Source organism: Clostridium sp. KLE 1755 (genome assembly GCF_000466465.2).
In the GTDB taxonomy this organism is placed as follows: Bacteria; Bacillota; Clostridia; order Lachnospirales; family Lachnospiraceae; genus Eisenbergiella; species Eisenbergiella porci.
Genome location: NZ_KE992651.1, coordinates 9,681 through 31,525 on the forward strand (window position 1 = coordinate 9,681; position 21,845 = coordinate 31,525).

Consider the following 21,845-nt stretch of genomic DNA (forward strand, 5'->3'; position numbering starts at 1 on the left):
TTCCCCGCCATATCCTATCTGGATTCGGAATATGCGGTCGAGCTGGATACGGCGCATCTGGCCTATCTGTGTGGGCTGTCTTCGCGGCAGTTTATGCAGCGTTTCCAGGAGAGCTTTCAGCAGACGCCGCTGCAGTATCTGAGGACCGTACGGATTCAGAAGGCGTGCAGGATGCTGACAAGCAGCGAAACGGGTATTCTGGATATCGCTCTGCAGACGGGCTTTCACTCGCTGTCCAGCTTTAACCGGTATTTTCATAAAATTGTAGGGAGCTCTCCCCAGGCCTTTCGGAATGACAGACGCGCCATTGTGAAAAAGGATCCCAGGTATGCTCCCTATCGTGCCACGTAGGCTGTGCGGCGTTCCCAGTTTCTGAGCTCGTCAGTTACCCAGCAGAAGCGCTGCGTTTCAAAATCAGGCAGGAAGGAACAATCCGCGCCCAGCATCAGGCCGTCCATGCTTCCAAAGGCCTTCCGGTAGGTTTCCAGGATATTTACGGTTTCCTGCCGGATTTCTTTTTCTGTGCCGGCATAGAGCAGCTTTCCCCGGCGGTTGTCAAAGCCGCCCATGCAGTTGCGCATGCCGAACATTTTCCTGCCCTCCGTCAGAGGGAGGTTTTCCACGTAAATAGCCCAGTTAACCGTGTTGGCAGGGTAATCCTTCCATAGCTCCAGCTGGTTTTTGATCTGATTCCAGCCGCAGAAATGGAGGATATTATAAGGAGAGCTTTCCTCCATGGCCGTAATCACCAGCTGTTCGGAGGGCGCTATGAAGTCTGAGAATTCTTCCGGGGTGAACAGGCCGCTCTCCGCTCCCTGCAACGCCAGAAAAATGCCCATACAGCCGGCGTCTTCGATCAGTTTCCTGCTCAGGTATGCCAGATCCTCCCCCAGAAAAAGAAGTGCGTCACGGACCGCCTGGGGATCCTCCCTGAAAAATGTAAAAAATCTTTCCTCTCCTATCCTGCGCAGAAGGGTAAAGGGGGAAAAAACATTGCACCAGGTGTCTGTATCCCCTGCCAGCCGGTCGTTGATCCGTGCGGCGCGATCCAGGTATTTTCTGATGTAAGGATTGTTCTGAAATCCCGGGCGGTAAGCCTTCAGTTCGGAAAGCTCCGTCAGATTAAGATCGACAGGGGCTGTGAGGCCATCGTGCATGATTTTCAGGAAATCCGGTTCCGTGCGGCGGCAAAAGCGTATATGTGCTTCCACGCAGGCCTCACCCGACAGCTCCCATGGGTTAAGGTGCTGGAAAAAACTGACCGGGACATGGGCGTGGGGCTTTCCCTCCAGCATCTGCCGGAGGTTTTCTTTTTTTTGGTACGTCATCCTTTTACCGCTCCTATCATTACGCCTTTTTCAAAATATTTCTGCAGGAACGGGTAGATAATGAGAATCGGGATGGTGGAGACAATGATGGTGCAGTATTTCACAAGCTCGCTGCTGAAGGTGTCTTCCACGGCGGCAATCAGGGAATCCGCATTCTGCGCCTGGTTCTCTATAAGGATTTCACGCAGTATCATCTGGAGGGGATAGATTTTCCTGTCCCTTGTGAACATGGCTGCCGGAAACCATGAGTTCCACTGGCCTACGCCATAGTAGAGAATCATAACCGCCACCACCGGCTTGGAAAGGGGCATGATGATTCTGGAAAATACGGTAAAATCGTTGGCGCCGTCAATGATAGCGGCCTCCTCCAGGCTTTCCGGGATGGATTCGAAGAAGGTTTTCATGATGATCATGTTATAGGCGCTGACCGCATAGGGTATGCTGGATACCCAGATGGTGTTGTAAAGCCCTGTATTCCTGATAACGAAAAACAAGGGGATCAGTCCGCCGCTGAAGAACATGGTAAAAATCATGAGCTTCATCACTCCCCTGCGGATCAGGAAGCATTTCCGGGATACCACATAAGCTGCAAAGCTGGTCAGCACAACCTGGAGCAGGGTTCCGATGATCAGGTAAAACAACGTGATTTTAAAGCCGTTGAAAAGACTCTTGTTTGCCAGGGTTTTCTGGTAGCCTGCCAGCGTGGCTTCGCCGAGGGGCTTCCACAGCAATCCCGTATGGGATTTGAGGAGAATGGGATCACTGATGGAGGCCACCACCACATAGTACATGGGATACAGGGTGATTCCTATTAAAAACAGCATAATCAGGACATTTATGACCTGGAAGGGTTTTACTTTTTTCTTCATACCGCACCTCTCTTTGTCAACATGACGCTTACCACAGACTGGTTTCATTCACCTTCCGGCTCACCGTGTTGGCCAGAATCAGCAGAACGAAATTAATGATGGAGTTAAAAAATCCCACGGCCGCGGCGAAGCTGTATTCAAAATTCATCAGACCTATCCGGTAAACGTAGGTGGAAATAACATCCGCCTTCTCATAGACCATGGGGTTGTACAGAAGCAGGATTTTATCCCAGCCCAGGGTCATCATATTGCCGATACGCATGATCAGCAGTATCACTATCGTAGGGGAAATGCCCGGCAGGGTTACGTGAATAATTTTTTTAAAACGGTTGGCGCCGTCTATTTCAGCGGCTTCGTACAGGCTCTGGTCAATGCCAGTCAGCGCGGCAAAATAAATGATGGAATCCCAGCCGAATTCCTGCCAGATGCACATCAGTACATACAGCGGCTGGAAATAGGCGGAATGGCTGAACATGTTGGAGGCCTCCTGGCCTGTAACCGCGCAGAAAACGCTGGTGATCACGCCGTTTGTTTTGCAGAAATCCAGCATGAGACCGCAGATTACCACTGCGGAGATAAAATGCGGCATGTAGGTGATGGTCTGGGTTATTTTCCTGAGTCTGGTCCCTGTCAGCTCATTCAGCAGAATGGCAAATATGATCGGGAACGGGAAACCGAAAAGCAGCAGAAGGAGGTTGATGGAAACCGTATTTCTCATGGTACGGAAAAAGTAAGGATCTCCCAGGAAGGCCTTGAAATGCTTCAGTCCCACAAAATCACTTCCGAAAATCCCTTTGGTGGGAACGTAATCGAACAGGGATATAATCATCCCGTACATGGGATAGTAATGATACACAAGGAAATATGCGAGAACCGGTAAAATCATGATGTACAGAAGCGGATGTGACCTCATGTTTCTCCACAGTATCTTAAAAAAAGGCTCTTTTTTCGCGCTGACCGCACCTCTTTTCATCTTAGCTCCTCTCTGCGTGCGCCGGCACGCATATCAATCTGTTATTATGGAATAAAGCGGCAGCTGCCCGGCTGACAAAGCAGCTGCAAAAGGCCGGCTCTACTTCCGCCAGCCTTTTTCTGCATTTCTCCGTTCTTTTTACTGATTATTTATGGAAATAACCGTCCGGTACCTTTACAGTCGCACTGTATGACGATTACTCACGGGCTTCATATCTTGCATAAGCAGCCGCATTGATTTCTTCGGCGCGTTCGCTGCCCAGTTCCTTCAGCTGTGCCACAAAGCCGTCCCAGCCGCTTTCCAGATCCTCTTCCCCGAAGATGAAACGGTAAACCATTTCGTCGGAATAGTTGGCAAGCTTTGTTTTAATCTGTGTCAGCTCCTTGGATTCCTCCGTGGTCAGTGTCAGGTAGCCGGGAAGCGTATGCTTGTCGTCATTTTTTGTGCCCCAGGCATCCCATGACTGGTGGCATTCCTCCAGTGCATACTGGGCTGCCTCCATGGTTTCATCGTATTTAATCTGGAAGGGGGAGCACATGTAAAGGGATCTTACCGTGTCATAGTCAAGTCCGTCCGGGTTTTCTGTAACAAATTCGGTAAATTCCCTGGTTCCGTCGGCACCTTCCGTATAAGTTTTTTCATCGCCTTCATTAGTTCCCCAGGCTGTGAGAAGCATAACCTCGGGGCTCATCAGGTAGTCCACGAATTTAACCGCTTCCTCCGGGTGCTTGCTGGTGGCCGCAACCTGCCAGGAATAGGAGTTGATGGAGCCTGTGATTTTGGACATATGGGTGGTGTCATCCGCATTTACTCTGGGCAGCACACAGGAGGTCAGTTTGAACTCCGGATCTACTGCTGCGCCTGCGGTTACGGACTGTTTTACATTATAGGTATGGGCAAAGCACATGCCGGCTGTGCCATTCTGGAACAGCTTGAGGGAATCATCAATGGTACGGGATACGAAGTCCGTATCAATCAGGCCTTCCTCAGCCCACTGTTTCAGGACCTTCAGAAATTCCTTATAGCCGTCCTGTGTTCTGCTGTAATGTACATTTCCGTCATCGTCCAGGTCAAACTCCTTGATGGAAACATCAAATGCAGAGGCAATGGGGTTGTTGGCAGAAAACTGTGCCTGGTTAAATTCACAGAGGGCAAGGGGAATCTGCACGCCGTTCTCCTTGAAGGTACGCAGCACGTTGGTGTAGTCATCCAGTGTGACAGGCGCTTCCAGGTTGTATTTATCCAGCCAGTCCTGCCTTACGATCAGGCCGTTGAAAATCTTATTGTTGTCGGTGGGAGGAAGCCAGGTGGTTCCGAATTTAACAATGTTTCCTTCATCACCTCTGATTTTCTTCTGTACATCCGGGTCCCCGCTTTCCTCGCAGAGGTTCTTGAAATTCACCGCATACTGCTCCACCAGATCCGTTACGTTATAAAGGACTCCGTCTGAAATCGCGCCCTCCACACCGCCGGGGTAGGTTGTCTGGAACAGGTTGGTGTACATGAGGTCCGGCAAATCTCCTGATGCCAGCAGCTGCTGGAAATAGGAGCCGTCATCCCCTACGGGCGCATGGATGAATTCAAATTTCAGTCCGGTATCCTCAGAAATTTTCTGGACAACAGGATTTTCTCCCAAATCCGAATAGTAGGCTCTGGCTGCTGTCTGGAAATCACAGAAAATTGTCAGGGTAACATCTCCGTCCGCGATTTTGGTGCTTCCGGTTCCCGCTGCCTCCGTTCCTGCCTCTGTACCGTCCTCAGTCCCCTGGGAGACGGATGCTTCCTGTGCCGTCGTTCCGCTTTGCGCCGTTTCTGATGCCGCATTGCCGCAGCCTCCCAGCATAGATGCCGCGGCAAGGACTGCCGCCATCAACGCTGCGCTTGTTTTTTTCCACTTTCTCATAACTCTCTCTTCCTTTCTTGTACTATGTCACAACACGTGGCCGTCTCGCAGCCGCTCCATATTATTGCGTCTGAATCCACGTGATACTGCCTGTTTAAGGTCTGATATCCAGTCCGTCTATCCGCAGAATGCCGCAGATGTATATCTCCAGCGCTTTTTGTATTCTTGCAAGCGCTATGCTTTCATCGGGCTGGTGGTAATCGCCGTGTCCGGGAGCAAACAGTCCTTCAGGGGCCGGCGGGAGTTTCATGCCCGTGCCAAAGGCAAAGGCATTGGGCAGCTTTCTTGCATAGGTTCCTCCGCTCATAACAAACGGTCCGTCTTCATTCTCCAGAAGCTCCTGACAGATTCCGGTTAGCGCCTTTGCCACCGCATGCTCCGGGTCAAAGTAATTGGCTTTTGAAAGGCGGGTGACCTTTAAATCAAAGCCACGCAGTGACGCAGCCTCCTTCGCACGCTCTTCAAAGGGGAAGCCGGTGCAGGTAACGGGATATTGGGAGGAAAAACCGATCACCAGATGTCCGTCCTGTATGCGCAGCTGCGTCGCCACCATATTAATGGGGCCGGAAAGCCCGTCCTCGCAGAAAACATCAAGCGCTTTGCCCGTATGGTCCTTGTTTATATCCAAAATCAAAGAAAAGAGTTTCCTGTTTTCTTCGCTTATCAATTCCTGTCCGCACAATACATCCGCTAAAATAGTCAGGGCATTTTTACCGGCCCCGGGATTGGATGAATGAGAAGAAACACCCCGGGCAGTTATATGAATACCCTCCCCTTCCCTCCGCACTGTCAGGGCAGCATCCAGGTTACTGCATTTTTCCCAAAGTGCGTCGCTGTATTTCAGGGTAATCCCGGCCTTATCCGGTATCATGTACAGCTTGTTATCGCAGACGGCAGTCAGCAGCTCCTCTCCGCATTCCTGCCGTGAAATCAACTCTCCGTTAAAGGAGCCACGTTCTCCGCAGCATACCGGAAATCCGCTGTCAGGCACAAGGGACAGGGTAGGGCAGTCGTAATGCTTCACATAATAGTCCAGATCATACATGCCCTGCTCCTCACAGGTTCCAAGGTACAGCTCCAGATCGTGAGAAAGCCTGATATTATGTTCTTTCATATATTTCAGCACATAAAGTTCCATAATAGCCGAGCTTTTGTTATCCTGGCAGCCCCGGGCAATAAAATAGCCGTCTTTTACTGCGGGTACATAGGGCTCGTAGTTCCAGTCCCCGCCTTCCTCAACTACATCCAGATGCGCCCAGATACCTATACTGTCTTTATTTTCCCGGCTGTTATAGCAAATCTTACCTACATAGTTGTCATAGTTATGAACCGCAAAGCCATTTTCTTCTCCGATGTGAAGCATTTCCTCCAGAACCTCACGGCAGCCTTTGCCATAAGGCGGATTCTCTGCCGCATCCACCTCGGCCACACTCCTGATACAGCAGATGCGTGTCAGATCCTTTACGATATCCGGCATGTGGTTTTCAATCCACCTGCGTATCTCCTGTGTATCCATTTCTTTTCCATTCAGAATACCGTCCATTTTTTTCATCTCCTGTCTTTGCAAAAACAGTTCATCCATCAATCATTTCTGTTCGACATATCCGATTGCACCCCTTTACTTTTTCTGCTTTTTTCGATATAATTTTTCGTAAAGTGTATGTATGAATCCTCGAATATTTTATATTATTTATGCACTTTATTGCTTTTTTCTTCATTTATTGATTTACTGTTATTATAATTATACAAAGCCGCCGCTTCCTATCATTAAGGAGTTAAAAACTATGCAGAAACAATCATTCCAACGATTTCCCATAAGATACAGGCCCTATGATTTCCCATCCCGGTTCCCGGTGCTTGCTTTTCTCGGGGATAACTGGACCATTTCCGTGAATTCACCGGAGTATCTTCATTTTCATAATGGGCTGGAAATCGGACACTGCATCAGCGGAAACGGACAGTTGTTTCTGGCCGGCCAGGCTCCTGTACCCTATGAAGCGGAAGCCTTCAGCATCCTTTTTCCGCAGGTACCCCATTTGGCGGTACGCGGCTTGCAGGAAAGCCGCTGGGAATATATTTATATTGATCCAAAGCATTTTCTGGAATCCGCATCGGACTGTGGTTCGGATACCTGGCAGATTTTTTATATGCTTCAGGAGGTTCCCGTGATTGTGACGGCAGCCTCCTTTCCTCTGCTTTACCACTATCTGTCCCGTATTTTCCGGGAATTCCAGGAAAAAGAACCGCTTTATCAGCAGGCTGTCCATGGGCTGTTGTTTTCCCTTTTTTCAGAAATCAACCGCATTACCATGTCGGCTGCAGACTCGGTCATGTCGGAATCCGGGGACAGCTATTCTTATATCCGCAGTGCGCTCAGTTATCTGTATGCACATTATAATGAGCCATTTTCCGTCAGCGGCCTTGCGGAGCACTGCTGCATCAGCGAAAGCCATCTGCGCAGGCTGTTTAAAAATATGGTGGGGATCAGTCCTTTGGAGTATCTGCAGCATTACCGCATCCAGCAGGCCTGCCACCTGATTCATTTAAACCAGATGCCTGTCAGCGTCATTGCGCAGCAGGTGGGGTACAGCAGCCTTTCCAGCTTTAACCGGCAGTTCCAGCAGTATATGCATATGTCGCCTTCGGAGTGGAAAAAGGAGCATCTGGCTGATGCGACGGCCCATGAGGTGCGCTCTTATGATGACCACCGTACCCGCCACATTTTCCAGATATAGATACAAGCCCGGAAGGCACGGCATCTGCTTACGTATGCGGCAGGGGCGGGCTGGAGGGAGGGGGAAGGGGGTTTTGTGCAAGTCCTGGTTAGACCGGGCATTACGCTGAGCCTTGGGCGAAAAATTATGTCAGGAGAGCCTTCCATAATTTTTAAGTCTCAGCTTCATGGTCTAAAAAGGATTGCACAAAACCCCCTTCCCCCTCCCTCCAGCCCGCCCCTGCCGCATCGTAAGCAGATGCCGTGCCTTCCGGGCTTTGAGGTTATGTAGGGCGGAACGGTCAAAAGATATAGTAATTGTATATAGGAGGGGGTGGGGTATGATGAGGTATGGTATTTGAAATTGTGATATTTGTATTTGGTGCCTTTATTAGGGGAATTTGAAGGGTGTATTCAGTAGAGCAGCGTATTTGCCACGTTTTATGTATGAAAGTGATTTAAGAGGATTTAAATTCAATCGTGAAAGTGATCGGGGATGGAATTTCGCAGTAACTGTGAAGGTATTGAATTTGTATTAATAAACATCAAAGAGCGTCTGCTTCAAATTGAGGCAGGCGCTCTTTGATGTTTATTAATATTATATAACTGTTCAATGGTGTTTCCAGGTTATTCTTCGCCATCGGCTTTGCCGGTGCTTATCCATTTAAGATAGGCGTTGATGAAGGAGTCTAATGCTCCGTCCATAACGGCATCTACGTTTCCGGTTTCGTGGTTGGTTCTGTGGTCTTTGACCATGGTGTAGGGCTGGAAAACGTAGGAGCGGATTTGATTGCCCCAGCCGATTTCTTTGACTTCACCGCGGATTCCGGAAAGCTTCTGGGCGTTTTCTTCCTGTCTGAGCATATACAGCTTGGCTTTCAGCATCTGCATGGCCTTATCTTTGTTCTGGAACTGGGAGCGCTCGTTCTGGCACTGTACCACAATTCCGGTAGGAAGATGGGTGATGCGGATGGCTGAGGAGGTCTTGTTAATATGCTGGCCGCCTGCGCCGCTGCTTCGGTAGGTATCGATTCTGAGGTCTTCCTCATTGATTTCGATATCCAGGTCTTCTTCAATATCGGGCATGACATCCAGGGATACAAAGGAAGTCTGGCGTTTGCCCTGTGCGTTGAATGGGGAGATCCGCACCAGGCGGTGCACTCCTTTTTCTGATTTCAGATAGCCGTATGCGTTTTCTCCGTTTACCTGGAAGGTAACGGATTTAATGCCGGCTTCGTCGCCGTCCAGGAAATCCAGGACTTCCACAGTAAAGCCTTTTCGTTCCGCCCATCTGGTATACATTCTGTAGAGCATGCTGCACCAGTCGCAGCTTTCTGTACCGCCCGCGCCTGCGTTAAGCTTCAGTATGGCGCCGTTCTTATCATACTCGCCGGTAAGAAGCGTGCTGATGCGCAGAGTTTCCAGTTCTTCCGTGAAGGAATCCAGCTCAGAACGGATTTCCTCCGCCATAGACTCATCGTTTTCCTCATTTCCCATTTCAATGAGCGTCTCGATATCGTCATACTGGGTGAACAGATTCTCAATCTGCTCCACGGTATCCTTCAGGTTCTTAAGTTCTTTCATTTTCTTATTGGAATATTCAGGATTATCCCAAAATCCCGGAGCCTCCATCTCGCGCTCCAATTCTTCGATTCGCTTAGACTTTTCAGCTAAGTTAAAGTGAATCCCTCACTTCCGCCAATGGAGTTTTATAAGCCTGTAATTCCTGTTTCATCTGATCCAACAAAACCACTAACGATCACCACCTTTACGATCTTCTACGAGCCGGGCGCCGGAGAGGAAACAGAAAGCTTCCGGGAAACAGACGCCCGGGCCGCCCTATGCCCGGACGCCTGCTTCCCGAAAGCTTTCTGTTTCCTCTCCGGCATGCGGCGACAGCCGCAAAGCGAAAGGGCCGAAGGCCCTTGAGCCTGCCCGGCGGATTACCGGGTTACCATTCCTTAAACCGCGGAGGTCAAGTCACCCTTCCGGGTCCTCCATCCCTCCACTAATTCCTTATCCCCAATCCATCCCTTACTTATTCTTTACTTATTCTTCCCACAGCAGTTCTTATACTTCTTCCCGCTGCCGCAAGGACAGGGATCATTCGGATATACCTTCTTTTCGCTCCGTTTCATCGGAGCCTTCGGGCCGGAATCATCCTTATTGGTGCCGGTCACCTTGGCAACCTGCTCCCTTTCCACCTTCTGCTCCACTCTCACGTGGAAGAGCAGCCGGATGGTATCCTCCCTGATACTGTCGGTCATGCTGTCAAACATCTCATAACCGCTCATCTTATACTCAACCAGAGGATCCCTCTGGGCATAAGCCTGCAAACCAATTCCCTGACGCAGCTGATCCATATCATCGATATGAGCCATCCACTTATTATCAATCACCTTCAGCAGAATCACCCGCTCCAGTTCACGGATAGCTTCCGGCTCCGGGAATTCCGCCTCCTTGCTCTCATACAGCTTCACAGCCTCTTCCTTCAGCTGCTGCTTCAGGCTGTTTCTCTTTGGCTTGTTCACCCGCTCCTTTGTAACAGGAACCAGCGGTATAATCGGCAGAAGCAGGGAATTGAGCTCCTTGAAATTCCAATCCTCCACATCCGCGTCTTCACCGATTACCATGTCCACGGTATTATCCACAATATCCGTAATCATTTTGTAAATAACATCGCGCATGCTTTCCCCGTCCAGGACACGGCGTCTTTCAGCGTAAATAATCTCACGCTGCTCGTTCATGACCTGATCGTACTCCAGCAGGTTCTTTCTGATACCGAAGTTGTTGCTCTCTATCTTCTTCTGCGCCGTTTCAATGGCGTTGCTGAGCATCTTGTGCTCGATTTCCTGATTTTCCGGAACACCCATGGTGTTGAACATATTGATCAGACGCTCGGATCCGAACAGCCTCATCAAATCATCTTCCAGCGAAATGTAAAACTTGGATTCACCTGGATCTCCCTGTCGTCCGGAACGTCCGCGCAGCTGATTGTCGATACGCCTGGACTCATGCCGCTCCGTACCGATAATCTTCAAACCGCCCGCTGCCTTGGCATTATCATCCAGCTTAATATCCGTACCACGGCCGGCCATATTGGTGGCAATGGTAACGGCGCCATGGATACCTGCATCCGCAACAATTTCCGCTTCCAACTCATGGAACTTGGCATTCAGCACCTTATGCGGGATTCCCTTTCTCTTCAGAAGGCCGCTCAGCTCTTCGGAAGCCTCAATGGTAATCGTACCAACCAGGACAGGCTGCCCCTTGGCATGGGATTCCTCCACTGCCTCCACAATCGCATGCAGCTTTTCTTTTCTGGTCTTGTAAACCGCATCCTGATGGTCAATTCTCTGAATCGGCCTGTTGGTGGGAATCTCGATAACGTCCATGCCGTAAATATCGCGGAATTCCTTTTCCTCAGTGAGTGCAGTACCTGTCATACCTGCTTTTTTCTCAAATTTATTAAAGAAGTTCTGGAAGGTAATGGTCGCCAGCGTCTTGCTTTCTCTCTTGACCTGTACGTGCTCCTTCGCTTCAATCGCCTGATGGAGTCCGTCGGAATAACGGCGGCCCGGCATGATACGTCCGGTAAATTCATCGACAATCAGAACCTGGTCGTCCTTTACCACATAGTCCTTATCGCGGAACATGAGGTTATTTGCACGCAGGGCCAGGATGATATTATGCTGGATTTCCAGATTCTCCGGATCCGCGAGGTTCTCAATCTGGAAAAATCTTTCCACTTTGGCAACGCCCTGCTCCGTCAGGTTGACCACTTTATCCTTTTCATTGACAACGAAGTCTCCCGATTCCTCCTGTTCCACGCCCATGATGGCGTCCAGCTTGGACAGATCCTCCATGTCCGCGCCGCGCTCCATCTGTTTTGCCAGGATATCGCAGGCTTCGTACAGCTTGGTGGATTTCCCGCTCTGGCCGGAAATGATCAGAGGGGTTCTGGCCTCATCGATTAAAATGGAGTCCACCTCATCGATGATGGCATAATGCAGGTCACGCAGCACCAGCTGTTCCTTATAAATGACCATGTTGTCTCTCAGGTAGTCAAAGCCCAATTCATTATTGGTCACATAGGTAATATCCTTGGCATAAGCGGCACGTCTTTCCTCCGGCTTCATGCTGTTTAATACGACGCCTACCTCCAGGCCCAGGAATTCATGAACCGCGCCCATCCAGGCGGAGTCCCTGGCAGCCAGGTAATCGTTGACCGTAACCACATGGACACCCTTTCCTTCCAGGGCATTCAGATACGCCGGAAGCGTGGAAACCATGGTCTTACCTTCACCGGTTTTCATTTCAGCGATACGTCCCTGATGCAGGATGATACCGCCCATCAGCTGTACGCGGAAGGGTTCCATGTTCAGGACTCTTCTGGCAGCCTCACGCACCGTGGCATAAGCCTCCGGAAGCAGGTCATCCAGTGTTTCCCCTTCGGAGAGACGCTTCCTGAATTCCTTCGTCTTATCCTTCAGCTGTTCATCGGAAAGCTCCATCATCGCGGGCCTTAAAGACTCGATCTTGTCCACAATGGGGATAACGCGCTTCAATTCCCTGTCGCTGTGCGTGCCGAAAACTTTTTGAATTACATTCATTTTGTATTTGCTCCAATCGTTTTGTCCGCTAAAATAACCCGTCACGGCCCATTTCTCTGCCCTTTACGGCAAAAGCCGGACATGCACTACCCCTTATAATAGCAGAAAAGCGGCATTTGTTCAACTTTTATCTGCTTTCGGGGAAAACCTTAGCCGTATATTTATGGGTCAGCGTAAAAGTTCCGGTTTTCCGGCCTTTTCCAGACGCCGGAATTACATCATTTATGTTATATGACTTTTTTCAAAAAAAATCCATAGATAAACTATGAAAAGTCTGTAAATTTTCGCAGTCAACCGTTCAAAAGGACTGATACCCCTTATCAGAATATCAGTCCCTGGTATTACATCATTTATTCAGTTTTACCGGATATTGAACTTAATAATACCGTGTCTCCTGTATTTTGTGCCCATTGTTTCAGCAGATGCCGCATTTTCTGCAAAATATCACTCATAGCTTTATCTTTATACAAATTATTCATTTCATATGGATCCAGACATAAATCGTATAATTCTTCGATCTGTGAGTCGTTATATATATACTTATAACGCTGCGTGATTACCGCCCGTCCCAAATGCTTTTCCAAATGTCCATGTGTTTCGCATACAAAATAATCCCTGAAGTTAACGTCATTGCCTTCCCTTATTTTCAACAGAGAATTCCCATCCACATCCTTTTTAAAAGCGCTGCCGGCAGCGTCCAGCATTGTAGGCGCTACATCCAGATTGCTCACAAGCGCATTGCTTACAAGGCCCTCCGGCATTTTTCCAGGGAAACGAACCGCCATGGGAACACGCAGCATTTCTTCCGGCATATAAGAACGTTTATCAAAATGCCCCCCATGACAGGCTAATGCATCACCATGATCCGTTGTCCAAATTACAATTGTATTTTCTTCAAAGCCATGCTCTTTTATAGCGTCAAGAATCTTTCCCGCTGCGGCATCCATCATTGTAATTTGTGCATAAGCTCTGGCAATCACCTCCTGCCAGACACTCCATGGAAGAGGGTTAGGAAAAATTATCTTATCATCACTGGAAATACCTCTGTTATTTTCTGACTGATAAACTTCAGGTTTATTATTGTGATACACATCTTCCCGGAAACTGGGATACTCAGGGATATCAGATGGAGAATACATATCCGCATATTCCTTACAAGGAAAATATGGCTGATGCGGGCCCCAAAAATCAATTCTGAGATGAAATGGTTTACCATCCTCCTTTTCCTTTAATTCTCTCAGTTTTTCACATGCCATATCCGCCAGAAAAAAAGCCTCATGCGTCTCTGGAGGCGTCAGCATAATTCCTGAGGCATGTTCGTTGCACCAGCTGCGATCCTGCTGGTATTCTTTTCCCTCCTCCAGTTCTTCATATGGAACAAAGCTTGAGAAATTATGTTCAATCAAAATTCTGGGTTCCGGAAGTTTTTTCCTTCGGAGATACTCTTTATATTCTGGTTTGTTATATGGATTATTATAGCTTGGATAATTAAAGCCCTCACAATGATGTTCCAATGCAGTTTCCGGCCCGGCATGCCACTTTCCAAAGTAGTAATTATCATAACCTTCCTCATATAATGTATCCAGATAAACCTCCGTATCAAAGGGATGATCTGCATCATTAATAAGTTCTCCATGATTATGGGGATATAATCCTGTAAGCATACTCCTTCTTGCCGGACCGCATAAAGGGCATACTGAATAAGCCCGTTCAAACCGCACTCCCTCAGAAGCAAATTTATCAAAAACAGGGCGTTTTATTCTGACTCCCTGACTGCCATGCCCATAATTTACCTGATGATCATTTAGTATATATATTATATTGGGCTTTTTGTTTTTCACTATATTTTCCTCCTATCCCGCTGTTTAATCCTTATTCGGACAATTAAGTGTTCCTTTACCAAAAGGCCTTCCTCACCGGAAGCGGATCACAAGTCTGAGCCATTCTGTCACATAACTTTTCCAGCATAAGTATTTTTACATCTTCTGCGTCTTTTTCATAATAGAGATTATGATGTTCTCCCGGATCTGCGGCCAAATCATATAATTCCCCCGTTATCTGCTGTTTTTCTTCGGGATCGTGCACTCTGCAGAGTTTATATCTGCCGTCATAAACCATTGTTACAAAGGCCAGCGGTGAACGGTGATTAATATTGCTGTTATAATATTCGCTGTAAACATTGTTCCGATGTTTATTCAGCATTCTTTCTCCTGTAAGCAATGGCCAAAGACTCATTCCCTGCATGCCTGCTGCCTTTTGAATACCGGCAGCTTCACAGACAGTCTCCGAAATGTCAGTCAACTCAACCAGCGCATTACTGGTTCTCCCTCCCTTTATTTTACCAGGACAGGTAAAAATCAAAGGAACATGTACACTGCTTTCATAGAAATACGGTCCTTTAAGATACATGCCATGATCGCCCAGGCTTTCTCCATGATCCGACGTAAATATTATCAGGGTATCATTCAGCTGTTCATTTATTTCCAGCCAGTCAAGCAGTCTTCCCACTTGATGATCAATCAAATCTATCATTGCAAAATATGCTGCACGTATATAGCGATGATCTGCCGGACTCATTTCTTCAAAAGGGAAAAGACCTTCCGTATCATATGCGCCAAAATGATCCGTTTTCTGAAATACCGGTTTTGTTTCCCATTCTTTTTCCACATAATCCGGAAGTTCCAATTCTTCCAGCCTGCTAAGATATCTCTCCAGGTATTCCTTCGGTGGATCAAAGGGATGGTGAGGATCAAAATAATTTAATGAAAAGAACCAGGGAAGATGATATCTTTTAGCACTCTCCATAAATTGTATCGCCTGATTGGTGCACCAGGTTGTCTGATGCAGATCTTCAGGCATCCCTGTCTGAATATATTTACATTCTGTTCTGTCAGGTGTTATATAATCCGTCCCCTTTTCAGCCAACCACATACTATACTCATTCATCGGCCAGTTCGTTCCGGAAAAGGCCGCCGGATGGTGTGACCATCTGAAAAAATCATAGCCGTCATCGATTCTTGGTTCCATGATTTTACATGCAGAATCATGACAGGCGGAAATATGAAGTTTTCCGGCCAAGCCACAGTAATATCCATTCATATGTAAAAGTTTTGGCAAAAGTATCTCATCCTTTTGCATATCCTGTCCGTTCTGACGCACACCACAGGTCCTTGGATACCGCCCTGTCAGAAAACTAGCTCTGCTTGGACCGCAGACCGGGCATTGTGCATATGCCCGGTCGAATTTCACGCCCATTTGAGCCAACCTGTCTATATTAGGTGTTTTTACCCAGGGATTCCCATAACATCCCAATGTATCAAATCTTTGCTGATCTGTACAAATCCATAATACATTCATAATTTCCTTTCCCTAATTGGCGTGACTGCAGCCTTACGATTCCATCATTATATTGTAGTATTTCTGATAAAGCTCTGCCCAGCGCTCCGCTTGCAGATCCTTCATTTTTTTAATATAAGCATCCCAGCTTTCGTCCGTCACTCCATTCGTAATAAACTGTGCGAGCTGGCTGTCAACATATTTAAACAAATCTGTCTTAATATTCAGTGCCTCTCTGTTTTCATCCTCTTCATATACCAATTCCGGAAGGCCTGGTGCCGCAACCTTCATATAGCTTTCATTCAAAGCACCCTGCCGTTCCAATGCGGTTTCCGCTGTAATTTCTTTCTCAGCCCAAAAATCCCCAAAGCACCAATAAGGAATTCCATATCCCCATGTTGCATATAAAGTGGAATTTTCCATTGTCCTGGGTTCCCCGGAAGGAATATTGGCAAGTTCGGTCCACTTCCCGTTCTCCAGATAATCCCAGGAGTAACCCTTAGGCCCGAAACGGTTTGTTAAAGCATTTTCTGAATTGTCCATCCACCAGTCAATAAAAGCAAGTGTTTCCGCAGGATGCTCATTAGCTGAAGTAATAAAAAACTGGTTGCCCACATAACCGGGTATCAGCCCGTTTCTTCTCCACACCTGATTTCCGTCCGGACCTTCCGGAAGATTCATGACACGATATTCATTCATGCTCTCATCTCCGTCATTCAAGTCCAGATACCAGAATACTACAGACGCCGCCACACCTTCTGTTTTGGCTTTGGCCTTCAACTGAGTGCTGCTTTGAGTAAAGTTTTCAGGATCAAGCAGCCCTTCTTCATACCATTCATGGAAATATTCCAGAGCTTTCCTGGTTTCCTCCATAGCCGGCGCAAATTGCAGCTGTGTTGTTCCTTCCTCTGAGTGCATATAACTCCTCGTATCCCAGGAAACCCCAAACAGACCAAACAAATACGTATAAATACTGGGAGCATTTTGTAATGCCTCAAAGCTCAGGCCATATTCGTTCTTACCGTCACCATTCAGATCCCTGCTCGTTGCCTGCCGAAGGTATTCACCAAATTCATCCAGGGTAGCCGGCATATCCATGCCAAGCTTATCAAGATAACTTTGATTGATATATAAAATCTTGTCCACACGGATATTCTGGTTTTCATCGATTGCAGGCAGTGCATATATATGTCCGTCGGGATAAGTAGACAACGCCCTGAATTCATCGTAATCATTCATCCATTTTTTAATATTTATTGTTGCGTTTTCAATATAATCATCTAATGGTACAATCAGACCTTCTTTTGCATACTTGTAAATAACAGATGGATCATAGGTAAATGACGGTCCGAAAGCATCAGGAAGATCTCCTGAGGCCAGCGTAAGCTTGTATTTTTCTGTATACGCCTCGGATGACACCTCTTCCCATTCAATATGCACATTTGTTTTTTCTTCATATTCCTTGATCATGTCTAAATCGCCAAGCGATTTTGCATGGGAAGCTGTAATAGGAATCATAATTTTAATTGTAATCGGTTCTTTTGATATAGGAAACTCACCTGGTACAAAACCGATTTCTCCTGCTTCCTGAGCTTCTTCACTTTGTTGCTGTACTGCATTTTCTTCCGCACTGTTTCCGCCGCAACCCGCCAGCATTGCAACAATCATAGCTCCTGCTAAAACACAGCTTAATAATCTTTTTTTCATGTTCTTCCTCCTGTAAAATAATGTTTTCTTACTTTGTTTTCATATACAGCCTTATATACTCATTCCTTTACCGCCCCCAGCATAACCCCCTTTGTAAAATATTTTTGAATAAACGGATAAATACAGAGCACTGGTATGGATGCCACTACAATAACCCCATATTTTATCAACTCCGCATATCTTTCTCTTCGCAGCAGTTCCAGCATCATAGATTCATCAAAAACCTGCATGGTGGAGGAATTTTGAATCAGTATTTCTCTTAGTACCATCTGAAGCGGCCTAAGAGCTTCTTTTGAAATATAAATCAATGCATTAAAATACTGATTCCAGTGCGCTACCCCGTAATATACAACAAGAACCCCTATTAAAGCTTTTGATAACGGCAGAACAATCGAAATAAAAAATCTGAATTTACCGCAGCCGTCAATTTCTGCCGCGTCCATTAAATCTTTTGAAATTGTTCCTTCAAAAAATGAACGGGCAATTATCATATTATATATATTCAGTGCTCCCAAAAGTACGAGTACAAAGGGCGTATCATATAATCCCAAACCTTTTATTAATAAAAAAGTGGGAATTAAACCACCATTAAAAAACATGGTAAAAAGGAAAAATCCTGTAAAGATTTTTCTTCCCGGCAGTTTTTTGAAAGAAAGCGGATAGGCTGTAATAAGTGTAAGACATAAATCCAGCGTTGTTCCTGCTGCCGTATATAGAATCGTGTTCCTGTATCCTGTAAAGATACGTGAGTCTTCAAATAATTTTTGGTATCCTTCCAGCGTTACGCCTATTGGGTACAGCATAACCTTGCCGGCATTTACCGCTTCCGGAGAACTGATGGAAGCAATCAGAACAAAATAAAGCGGATAAACTGCAATCAAAGATACAATTCCCAGTATTAAATAACTTATAATGTCGAAAGCCAAATCACTGCCGGAGCGTTTGACATGTACTTTTTTCCTTCCCATATAAACCTCCTTAAAATAATGAGCTTTTCGTTATTTTCTTTGCCGCTTTATTTACCAACAGCAGTATAATGAGGTTTATCACATTATTAAACAGCCCCACTGCTGCCGAATACCCATAATCAATATCCAGAAGTCCTTTCTTATATACATAGGTAGATAAAATTTCGGATACTCCGATATTCAAATCATTTTGCATCAGATACGCTTTTTCAAAGCCCATACTCATTACCGCCCCTGCATTCAGAGTAAGTATAATTGCAATAGTAGGAATGATATGCGGCATATCTATATGAATAATCCGCTGTAATTTATTTGCTCCGTCCATCCTTGCCGCCTCATAAAGCTCAGGACTGACTCCGGAAAGTGTGGCCAGGTAAATAATTGAATTCCATCCTGTAGTCTGCCAGACGGCAGAAAGAACGAATATATGCCTGAAATACTTTTCATCTCCCATAAAAAGCTGACGTTCTCCACCCGCCAGTTCAAGAATATTATTAAAAACTCCTCTGGGTGCAAACATAATCATCATCATGCCTACGAGCACTACTACAGATACCAGATACGGCGCATATGTAACATTCTGAACAAACTTACCAAATTTCTTACTTTGACACGAGTTTATCAGCAACGCCAGAAAGATAGGAATCGGAAATGTCAATACAAGCTGATAAATACTCAGTATTAAAGTGTTCCATAATATAGGCAGGAAATCCGGTGAACGGAAAACTCTTTTAAAATGTTCCAAGCCTACCCACGGACTCCCCAAAATCCCCTTAGAAGCATAAAAATCTTTAAATGCTATTGTCACTCCATACATAGGAATGTAATTGAAAATAAAAATGTAGATTATTCCTGGAATGAGCATAAGGTACAGTACCCTCCATCTCTTCCACAGCAGTTTGTTTTTTGTCACTCCCACCACTCCTTATCTTTAATTATTTCTTTTGTCCGGGACTTGATTCTTTGAAAAGTTCCCTCACCGGCTAATCCAACTTTAATTCTTTTATCGCTCGCAGTAAATATTGCATAATTCATTCATTGTTCGCGCTTCATTTTTGCGCATTGTTTTTATTTCACTTATGCTTCTTTTTTCATTTTTATGAATTTATTCTAATTTTTTCCATATAATTCCATATAATTTGTTGACTTTGACAATTACATTTAATATACTATACAATAATAGATTATCAATATCAAATGCGGGGTGATTCCGAGAAATGAATATTCCAAAGACTGCTGTCCGTAATTTCATTACATATTTTATTGTTTTTTCAATCCCTGTAATAAGCCTGGTTTTTTTTACACATACTCAGCTTATAAAAAAATTCCAGACAACAACATATAATCTGGAACTCTCCTACCAAAACAATAAACTAAACGATTTCGAACAGAATATTAATAAATTGATAGATATTGCTTCACAAATCAAAATTTCAGAAACGGAACTGAACGAAAATATTATGTCCCGTATTGATCTGATTGATCAGCTTCGTTATTGTAAGGCTCTGAATAATACTCTTGAAGAAATTATTTTATATTTTCCTGACAGCAGTCTTGTCTATGCTGCGCAGAGTACATATACCCAGAATACTTTTAAGGCTTTATTTGGTCCGTCTCTCTCCTCCGCACTTTCAGGTATATCCGAAGACGAATGGAATGCCAAGGGACTGATTCCGCTGTTCTCAGACGGAAAACTTTGCTTTATAGCCCCTTATCCCATATATTCTCTGTACCCCTATGGATATCTGATTTTCATTGTCCAGCAGGGACGGTTTATGCCCTTTTCCCAGCAGGAATATGCTCTTTACTACGATGAAACCTGTCTGATTAACAAAACCGGCCGCCCCCAATATGACCTGGATTATGCAAGATCTAATGGAACATCTGTAACAACGGCTAATCCTTACAGTTATCTGTCTTCCTCTATGTCCGGCGGTGATTATAGTCTTGTTACAGTATTAAATGATGAGGAAACATTTTATGATTTTTATCATGCCAGACAACTTTTTATTCTTACAAGCATTATTGTCTGCACTTTATCCATGATTCTCCTCAGCTATTTCAGTTATCAAAGCTATAAACCTTACCGGGATCTTAAGCATGCATTACAGCGTACAGGACTGATTCATGAGCGTTCAACCAATGCAAAACCAGAAATATACCAGGCGATACAAACCATGGATCTTTTGACCAAGCACAACCGGCTTCTTGACGAACAGTTAATCCAGGAACAGTATGTGTCAAGAAGCCTTCTTCTGAACAGGCTCCTGAACAATCAGTATGATAATATTGAGACAATCAATAAGAGTCTGGAAAACTACCGTGTAATTTTAAACAGTACTTATTTCACTGTATGTATTTTCAGGCTTAACAAGAAACCATCTCCACAATTTTTTCTTGACAATATGCTGTATTATGCTGCACATCCAGGTTTTTCTGTCTATTGTACACTGGAATCTGACCTGCGCATTTATGCTGTCATAGGATCCATCAGTAATCAAAATACACAGCTTGACTCACTGTTTCGGAAAATGCTGCAAATTCTGAATGGAGAGGGAATTTCAGCAGAGTTATATGTTGGTTCTCCTGTCATGGAAAAAGACCAAATCCATATATCCTATATTGAAGCCTTATCCAAATATAATTATGATGATCTTCCTGATAACAAAATCCACTATTATCATTCTCCAGCCTCTATTAATCCAGTATTATTCTATCCCCAGATGGAGTTAAACAGTCTGCGCAGTGCGGTAGCCAGTGAAAACAAAGATAGTGCGATAGAAATTCTGGAATGTATCAGTTCACAGCTTCTTTCTGATACACTCAGTTACTCAATGGCAAAAACAGTTTGTTATGAAGTCTTCCATATCGTCTGTCAGGGATTGAGCACGGAACAACCAGAAAGTTTCCAGACTATCAATCGTTACCTTTCAAAGCTTTCAAAAATAAAAACTTGCGAGGATGCTGCTGCTTTTCTTACTTTGATGAAGAAATCCCTTTCTGATACCGTCTCTGTATGCAAAAGCTCAGAAGAATGTTCTAATTTAAAAATGGAACGCATTCAATCCTATATTATGGAACATTTTACAGAGCCCGACTTTTATCTTGGAGCCGTTGCAGAACATTTCAGTTTATCACTTAATAATCTCAGTCAGCAGTTTAAACGGCATTTGGGCATTAGCCCTGCCAAATATATTACGGTATTGAAAATCGATCAGGCAAAGGAGCTTCTTACAAAAACCAATATGACTATTAAGGATATCGCCGCTCACATAGGTTATTCTGACTCCTCCATATTTGTAAAAAATTTTAAGACAATAACCTCTTTAACCCCAAATCAATATAGAAACAGCATGCGGCAATAAAGTTTTAATAATCCGGTCTTATTTACTTGACTTTTTCTGTATTTCTATGCTATTACAAATGAACGCCACT

The 21,845-nt window shown here is 45.4% G+C and carries 15 protein-coding genes; 3 read left to right on the plus strand and 12 right to left on the minus strand.

The genetic code is table 11. The features are described 5' to 3' along the window. A partial coding sequence (locus HMPREF1548_RS01815) for a helix-turn-helix domain-containing protein (protein ID WP_157065610.1) occupies positions 1 to 351 on the plus strand: 351 nt, incomplete at its 5' end. On the opposite strand, the gene HMPREF1548_RS01820 is transcribed toward HMPREF1548_RS01815, so the two are convergent. From HMPREF1548_RS01820 to HMPREF1548_RS01840, 5 genes are all read right to left on the minus strand, one after another. Further along, on the minus strand, positions 336 to 1,328 hold the full coding sequence (locus HMPREF1548_RS01820; protein ID WP_021633963.1) for a uroporphyrinogen decarboxylase family protein: 993 nt from the start codon (positions 1,326 to 1,328) through the stop codon (positions 336 to 338). The genes HMPREF1548_RS01815 and HMPREF1548_RS01820 overlap by 16 nt on opposite strands. Continuing rightward, positions 1,325 to 2,197, minus strand: a complete 873-nt coding sequence (locus HMPREF1548_RS01825) for a carbohydrate ABC transporter permease (protein ID WP_025490352.1) — start codon at positions 2,195 to 2,197, stop codon at positions 1,325 to 1,327. The genes HMPREF1548_RS01820 and HMPREF1548_RS01825 overlap by 4 nt, the downstream gene beginning before the upstream one ends. 28 nt (positions 2,198 to 2,225) lie before the next feature. Beyond that, positions 2,226 to 3,170: an ABC transporter permease gene (locus HMPREF1548_RS01830; RefSeq protein ID WP_021633965.1), complete on the minus strand. Its 945-nt coding sequence runs from the start codon at positions 3,168 to 3,170 to the stop codon at positions 2,226 to 2,228. Between the two features lie 196 nt (positions 3,171 to 3,366). Then, positions 3,367 to 5,073: an extracellular solute-binding protein gene (locus HMPREF1548_RS01835; RefSeq protein ID WP_021633966.1), complete on the minus strand. Its 1,707-nt coding sequence runs from the start codon at positions 5,071 to 5,073 to the stop codon at positions 3,367 to 3,369. 94 nt (positions 5,074 to 5,167) lie between these two features. Next, positions 5,168 to 6,616 (minus strand): Sapep family Mn(2+)-dependent dipeptidase, encoded by a 1,449-nt coding sequence (locus HMPREF1548_RS01840; protein WP_198168601.1) that lies wholly within the window; start codon positions 6,614 to 6,616, stop codon positions 5,168 to 5,170. A gap of 241 nt (positions 6,617 to 6,857) precedes the next feature. On the opposite strand from HMPREF1548_RS01840, the gene HMPREF1548_RS01845 reads away from it, so the two are divergent. Next, positions 6,858 to 7,808: an AraC family transcriptional regulator gene (locus tag HMPREF1548_RS01845; RefSeq protein ID WP_051358291.1), complete on the plus strand. Its 951-nt coding sequence runs from the start codon at positions 6,858 to 6,860 to the stop codon at positions 7,806 to 7,808. Positions 7,809 to 8,413: 605 nt separating this feature from the next. On the opposite strand, the gene prfB is transcribed toward HMPREF1548_RS01845, so the two are convergent. The 7 genes from prfB to HMPREF1548_RS01880 all read right to left on the minus strand — a co-directional run bounded on the left by prfB (position 8,414) and on the right by HMPREF1548_RS01880 (position 19,275). Beyond that, positions 8,414 to 9,539, minus strand: a protein-coding gene (gene prfB, locus HMPREF1548_RS01850; RefSeq protein ID WP_390578887.1) for a peptide chain release factor 2 whose coding sequence is annotated in 2 segments (ribosomal slippage) — positions 8,414 to 9,475 and positions 9,477 to 9,539 — 1,125 coding nt in all. Because the reading frame shifts where the segments join, the coding sequence is not laid out codon by codon here. A 292-nt stretch (positions 9,540 to 9,831) separates the two neighbouring features. After that, entirely contained in the window at positions 9,832 to 12,399 is a 2,568-nt protein-coding gene (gene secA, locus HMPREF1548_RS01855) for a preprotein translocase subunit SecA (protein WP_021633972.1), read from the minus strand. A 350-nt stretch (positions 12,400 to 12,749) separates the two neighbouring features. After that, positions 12,750 to 14,240, minus strand: coding sequence for a sulfatase family protein (locus HMPREF1548_RS01860; protein WP_035320653.1), 1,491 nt, complete (start codon positions 14,238 to 14,240; stop codon positions 12,750 to 12,752). Between the two features lie 55 nt (positions 14,241 to 14,295). Continuing rightward, a complete protein-coding gene (locus HMPREF1548_RS01865; protein WP_025490348.1) occupies positions 14,296 to 15,756 on the minus strand; it encodes a sulfatase family protein in 1,461 nt (486 codons plus the stop codon). Between the two features lie 33 nt (positions 15,757 to 15,789). Continuing rightward, on the minus strand, positions 15,790 to 17,442 hold the full coding sequence (locus HMPREF1548_RS01870; protein WP_021633977.1) for an extracellular solute-binding protein: 1,653 nt from the start codon (positions 17,440 to 17,442) through the stop codon (positions 15,790 to 15,792). A gap of 59 nt (positions 17,443 to 17,501) precedes the next feature. Further along, positions 17,502 to 18,410: a carbohydrate ABC transporter permease gene (locus HMPREF1548_RS01875; RefSeq protein WP_021633978.1), complete on the minus strand. Its 909-nt coding sequence runs from the start codon at positions 18,408 to 18,410 to the stop codon at positions 17,502 to 17,504. 10 nt (positions 18,411 to 18,420) lie between these two features. After that, entirely contained in the window at positions 18,421 to 19,275 is an 855-nt protein-coding gene (locus tag HMPREF1548_RS01880) for an ABC transporter permease (RefSeq protein ID WP_081745475.1), read from the minus strand. A 352-nt stretch (positions 19,276 to 19,627) separates the two neighbouring features. Between HMPREF1548_RS01880 and HMPREF1548_RS01885 the strand changes: the two genes are divergently transcribed. Continuing rightward, positions 19,628 to 21,775: a helix-turn-helix domain-containing protein gene (locus HMPREF1548_RS01885; protein WP_021633981.1), complete on the plus strand. Its 2,148-nt coding sequence runs from the start codon at positions 19,628 to 19,630 to the stop codon at positions 21,773 to 21,775. The last annotated feature ends 70 nt before the right edge of the window (positions 21,776 to 21,845 follow it).

Coding starts and splice junctions, on each gene's coding strand:
- HMPREF1548_RS01880 (WP_081745475.1), bottom strand. CDS start 19,275: ATGCTCATTCCAGGAATAATCTACATTTTTATTTTCAATTACATTCCT.
- HMPREF1548_RS01835 (WP_021633966.1), bottom strand. CDS start 5,073: ATGAGAAAGTGGAAAAAAACAAGCGCAGCGTTGATGGCGGCAGTCCTT.
- HMPREF1548_RS01820 (WP_021633963.1), bottom strand. CDS start 1,328: ATGACGTACCAAAAAAAAGAAAACCTCCGGCAGATGCTGGAGGGAAAG.
- HMPREF1548_RS01870 (WP_021633977.1), bottom strand. CDS start 17,442: ATGAAAAAAAGATTATTAAGCTGTGTTTTAGCAGGAGCTATGATTGTT.
- HMPREF1548_RS01830 (WP_021633965.1), bottom strand. CDS start 3,170: ATGAAAAGAGGTGCGGTCAGCGCGAAAAAAGAGCCTTTTTTTAAGATA.
- HMPREF1548_RS01845 (WP_051358291.1), top strand. CDS start 6,858: ATGCAGAAACAATCATTCCAACGATTTCCCATAAGATACAGGCCCTAT.
- HMPREF1548_RS01875 (WP_021633978.1), bottom strand. CDS start 18,410: ATGGGAAGGAAAAAAGTACATGTCAAACGCTCCGGCAGTGATTTGGCT.
- HMPREF1548_RS01865 (WP_025490348.1), bottom strand. CDS start 15,756: ATGAATGTATTATGGATTTGTACAGATCAGCAAAGATTTGATACATTG.
- HMPREF1548_RS01885 (WP_021633981.1), top strand. CDS start 19,628: ATGAATATTCCAAAGACTGCTGTCCGTAATTTCATTACATATTTTATT.
- secA (WP_021633972.1), bottom strand. CDS start 12,399: ATGAATGTAATTCAAAAAGTTTTCGGCACGCACAGCGACAGGGAATTG.
- HMPREF1548_RS01825 (WP_025490352.1), bottom strand. CDS start 2,197: ATGAAGAAAAAAGTAAAACCCTTCCAGGTCATAAATGTCCTGATTATG.
- HMPREF1548_RS01840 (WP_198168601.1), bottom strand. CDS start 6,616: ATGGACGGTATTCTGAATGGAAAAGAAATGGATACACAGGAGATACGC.